Raw genomic sequence first — 4,095 nt, forward strand, 5'->3', positions numbered from 1 at the left:
GCTGCCCCGGGCGGCACCGGCACGGATGGCACGGCGGCGGGCGGCGCGGGGTCGGGGTCGGCGGCGCGTTGCGAGGGGCGCTGGAACTTGGGCTCCGGCGCGGACCCGGCCGGACCGGCCCCACCGGCGGGTGGGCCGTGGCGCTCCAGCTGCTCCACGCGTTGCAGCAGGCCCGACTCGACGTCGCCCACGGACGGCAGCAGCATCCGCGCGGTCACCAGTTCGAGCAGCAGGCGGGGCGCGGTGGAGCCGCGCATCTCGGTCAGCCCCTGGTGCAGCACCTCGGCCCACCGGGTGATGGTCGCGGGCCGGGTCGCGTCGCGTTGCGCGACCATCTTGGCCAGCTCGTCGTCCGGCGCGGACACCAGGCCGCGCTGCGCCGCGTCCGGCACGGCGTGCAGCAGCACGAGGTCGCGCAGCCGGTCGAGCAGGTCGGAGGCGAACCGGCGCGGGTCGTGGCCCGCGTCGACCAGGCGGTCGATGGTGCCGAACACCCTCGACCCGTCGCCCTCCGCCAGGCCGTCGACCACGTCGTCGATCAACGCCACGTCCGTGACGCCGAGCAGCGAGATCGCCCGGTCGTAGCGCACCCCCTCGGGGCCCGCGCCGGACAGCAGCTGGTCCATCACCGACTGCGTGTCGCGCGCCGACCCACCGCCCGCGCGGATCACCAGCGGGAACACCGACGGGTCGACCGCCACGCCCTCGGCGGCGCAGTTGCGCTCCAGCAGCGCCCGCATCGAGCTCGGCGGGATCAGCCGGAACGGGTAGTGGTGCGTGCGCGAGCGGATGGTGGGCAGCACCTTGTCCGGCTCGGTGGTGGCGAAGATGAAGATGAGGTGCTCGGGCGGCTCTTCGACGATCTTCAGCAGGGCGTTGAAGCCCTGCGTGGTGACCATGTGCGCCTCGTCGATGATGAACACGCGGTACCGCGACTCGGCCGGCGCGTAGAACGCCTTGTCGCGCAGCTCGCGGGCGTCGTCCACGCCGCCGTGGCTGGCCGCGTCGAGCTCGACCACGTCCACGCTGCCCGGACCGTTGGGCGCGAGGCCGACGCACGAGTTGCACTCGCCGCACGGGTCGGGCGTGGGGCCCTTCACGCAGTTCAGCGAGCGGGCCATGATCCGGGCGCTGGACGTCTTGCCACACCCGCGCGGCCCGGAGAACAGGTACGCGTGGTTGACCCGACCGGCCGCCAGGGCGGTGCGCAGCGGTTCGGTGACGTGCTCCTGCCCGACGACCTCGCCGAAGGTCGCCGGTCGGTACTTGCGGTAGAGGGCGAGCGCCACGTCGGCGACCTTACCGGGAGGGTCCGACAAAGAAAGGGGACCCCGTGCACCCACCAGAGCCCGCTTATCCTTGCTGCCTTCCGGCCCTGGGGAGGTTCGCGAGATGTGTGCCGCACGAGGTCCGACGCAAGTGTAGCCGGTCGCCCCACTGGCTCTGTCCGGACCCACCGCACGCACGGGAGAATTTCACCGGTTAGTGGCACAACCCGGTGAAGGAGGAACCACATGAGGGCACTCGTCCTCGCGTGCACCGCCCTGCTGCTCGCAGCCGGCACGGCGGCGGCCGACCCGGTACCACCCCGGCACGCCATCGTGATCTGCCAGACCGCGAGCTTCTACGGCAACTACGACCACGCGTCCGGGCCGGTCGAGTTCAAGCGGACCCTGACCTACGGCAACAAGATCGGCCACACGCCCGGCGCCCACCCCGTCTACAACGGGTGGGCGGCGACCATGGACTTCGGCCCCAACGACTGGGGCTACCTGCGGCTCGAGTGCATCGGGGGGTACGACTCGTGGTGAGAGCAGCGTCGGTACTGGTCGCCGCGGCGGCCCTGGTGGTCACCGCGACCCCCGCACAGGCCGCCAACGGCACGGTGGGCGAACGCGAGACCGTGTGCGCCAACGACCTCTACGTCCGCACCGCGCCCAACGACGGCCCGTGGATGGGCACCCTCTACCGGGGCCAGACGTTCCTGGTGAAGGGCCCCAAGTCCGGCAACTACGTCTACGGCTTCGCCTACGGGCACATCAACGCGAACGGCTGGGTCGTCGACGGCTGGTTCTGCTAGCCGGCCGCGTCACCGGCCCAGCGCCGCGCTGAACAGCGGCACGGCGTGGTCCAGCGCATAGGCCATGCCCAGCGAAGACCCGCTGGAGAAGGCGTTGACCAGGTTCTCGTCCTCCAGGATCAACGCCTTCTCCGGCACCAGCGGGTTGCCCTTGAGCGGTGCGGCGTCGCCGCCGATCGGGAACAGCACGGTCAGGTCGGCGGCCAGCAGGTCCAGCCTCTCGGCCGAGATGTCGACGTAGAACGTGCCGGACGCCAGGTCCTCGACGTCCCGGCGCGGGGTGAAGCCGACGGCCCGCATGAAGTCGGCGCGCGGGTCGCCGGAGACGTACGCGCCGAACTTGCCGTCGAAGTACGCGCCGACGACGGCGGTCGTGCCGTCGAACTTCCGGTTCGCGGCGAACTTCGCGTCCAGGTCGGTGATGATCCTCTCGCCCTCGGCCACCTTGCCCAGTGCCTTCGCGACCAGCTCGACCTGCTGCCGCCACGACGTGCCGTACGGGATGACGTCCTTGGGTGCACCGATCGTGGGCGCGATCCCGGACAGCGTCTCGTGCTTCTTCTCGTCGTTGTCGGACCGGGTGTTCAGGATGAGGTCGGGCTGGAGCGCGGCGACGGCCTCGTAGTCGACCTCCGTGGTGCCCAGCAGCGTCGGCGCCTGCTGGTAGAGCCCCTCGGCCCACGGTCCGACGCCCTTGCCGCCGAACGCCAGCCAGTCGCTCGCGCCCACCGGCTGCACGCCGAGCGCGAGCGCGGTCTCGGCGTCCGACCAGCCCAGCGCCACGACCCGCTTGGGCGGCTGCTCGATCGTGACGGGACCGAACCGGGTGTCGACCGTCACGCCGGAGGACGCCCGACCGGCGTCACCACCGCCACCGCCACCGCCTCCGCAGGCGGCCAGCAACAGGGCGGACAGGACGACCACAAGACCACGCTTCATTAGGCAAGGCTAACCGAACACATCGGTGGCCTATGCAGGTGGCCCGCACGGCCGGGCGAGGTCGACGACCACCCGTTTTGGGCGGCGCACGGGGCCTCCGGTAGGCTCTCCTGCGGAGGATTCGCATAGTGGCCTAGTGCGCACGACTGGAAATCGTGTTGGGTTAACCCCCTCACGGGTTCAAATCCCGTATCCTCCGCAGCCAGAGCCCCGGCACCGTCAGGTGACCGGGGCTCTGTCGTTGGCGGGTACTCAGTTCGGGGCTCAATCGACGGCAGGATCAGGCTGCGGTGGGTCAACGCCGAGGTCCCGACGCACCGCCCCAAAGAACGCGCTGAGCGCCGTGTTGAAGTCGATCTCCTCGCTGGTCGGCTCCTCCTGCTCCTCCGCACCGGGTGGTTGGGCCAGCCCCCAGTCGAGAAGGCACTTGTAGACCTCCAAGGCTGTCTCCGACACTCCCTGCACCGCGAAGATCTGCAGTCGAAGGAAGCTCTCGAACGCGGGCAGTTGCCAGTGCGGCGGTAGGGAGGCCCCCTCGTAGCCGTGCTCGTGGATCCGCAGCGAACACTCACGCACCTTGGTGTAGAAGTCGATGTACGCCTCTCCGCGATGGTCCAAGGTGCGTTGGCCATCCTCACGAGCCCATAGCTCACGTTCGCGCTCTCGCTCGCGCTTCCACCTGAGGTCTTCTCTGCGGCTCGCGTTTCGGGCGGTCAGCAGCACACCCGTCAAGGTGGCAACAAGGCCCATGCCCGCCACAAGCAGCGGCACCCACAGTGGCGTCGTCCCCATCGACCTATCTTGCCCGGGCATGCCGGACCATGACACCGGCCGGGCCGCCGTCATCGTCGTCAGTCAGCCCCTCGGTGAGCCGGTGTCGCCAGCTCTCCGGCAGCGCAGCTGCGAGCGTGAGACGGTCGGGGAACTGTCCCGTCCCCCGGTGCCTCTCTGGCCGCTTCCCTGCCTGGTTCCCTGTCGGGGGTCTAGACGAGTAATGCGTAAGACGGGGTGAGGTCCGGAGACGGACGAAGGGTGTTCAAGATCCGTTTGTGACGACAGACCTGAACACCCTTCTC

General features: G+C 70.0%; 5 protein-coding genes, 1 tRNA gene and 1 other RNA gene. 3 read left to right on the forward strand and 4 right to left on the reverse strand.

Features of this window, described 5'->3' with window-relative positions:
• On the reverse strand, positions 1–1,289 hold a 1,289-nt coding region (locus AB0G02_RS30530; protein WP_360800809.1), incomplete at its 3' end, for a DNA polymerase III subunit gamma and tau.
• A 30-nt stretch (positions 1,290–1,319) separates the two neighbouring features.
• Positions 1,320–1,416, reverse strand: an RNA gene (ffs, locus tag AB0G02_RS30535) — signal recognition particle sRNA small type.
• A gap of 98 nt (positions 1,417–1,514) precedes the next feature.
• Between ffs and AB0G02_RS30540 the strand changes: the two genes are divergently transcribed.
• Both AB0G02_RS30540 and AB0G02_RS30545 read left to right on the forward strand, forming a co-directional pair.
• Positions 1,515–1,811 carry a hypothetical protein gene (locus tag AB0G02_RS30540; protein ID WP_360800812.1) on the forward strand — a complete coding sequence of 99 codons (297 nt, stop codon included), beginning with the start codon at positions 1,515–1,517 and terminating at the stop codon, positions 1,809–1,811.
• A complete protein-coding gene (locus AB0G02_RS30545; protein WP_360800815.1) occupies positions 1,805–2,080 on the forward strand; it encodes a hypothetical protein in 276 nt (91 codons plus the stop codon). Before AB0G02_RS30540 ends, AB0G02_RS30545 begins: the two co-directional genes overlap by 7 nt.
• Before the next feature lie 9 nt (positions 2,081–2,089).
• Here the strand turns inward: AB0G02_RS30545 and AB0G02_RS30550 are convergent, their stop codons facing one another.
• The gene (locus tag AB0G02_RS30550) at positions 2,090–3,019 is read right to left on the reverse strand and encodes an iron-siderophore ABC transporter substrate-binding protein (RefSeq protein ID WP_360800818.1); all 930 of its coding nucleotides are present in this window, start codon (positions 3,017–3,019) and stop codon (positions 2,090–2,092) included.
• A 114-nt stretch (positions 3,020–3,133) separates the two neighbouring features.
• On the opposite strand from AB0G02_RS30550, the gene AB0G02_RS30555 reads away from it, so the two are divergent.
• Positions 3,134–3,218 (forward strand) — tRNA-Ser (locus AB0G02_RS30555).
• A 65-nt stretch (positions 3,219–3,283) separates the two neighbouring features.
• On the opposite strand, the gene AB0G02_RS30560 is transcribed toward AB0G02_RS30555, so the two are convergent.
• Positions 3,284–3,811, reverse strand: coding sequence for a hypothetical protein (locus AB0G02_RS30560; RefSeq protein ID WP_360800821.1), 528 nt, complete (start codon positions 3,809–3,811; stop codon positions 3,284–3,286).
• Between the last annotated feature and the right edge of the window lie 284 nt (positions 3,812–4,095).

It is taken from the genome of Actinosynnema sp. NPDC023658 (assembly GCF_040639995.1).
GTDB lineage: Bacteria > Actinomycetota > Actinomycetes > Mycobacteriales > Pseudonocardiaceae > Actinosynnema.

What these genes read in the sequence shown, in the direction of transcription:
- AB0G02_RS30540 (WP_360800812.1), top strand. Translation starts at nt 1,515, where the DNA reads ATGAGGGCACTCGTCCTCGCGTGCACCGCCCTGCTGCTCGCAGCCGGC.
- AB0G02_RS30550 (WP_360800818.1), bottom strand. Translation starts at nt 3,019, where the DNA reads ATGAAGCGTGGTCTTGTGGTCGTCCTGTCCGCCCTGTTGCTGGCCGCC.
- AB0G02_RS30560 (WP_360800821.1), bottom strand. Translation starts at nt 3,811, where the DNA reads ATGGGGACGACGCCACTGTGGGTGCCGCTGCTTGTGGCGGGCATGGGC.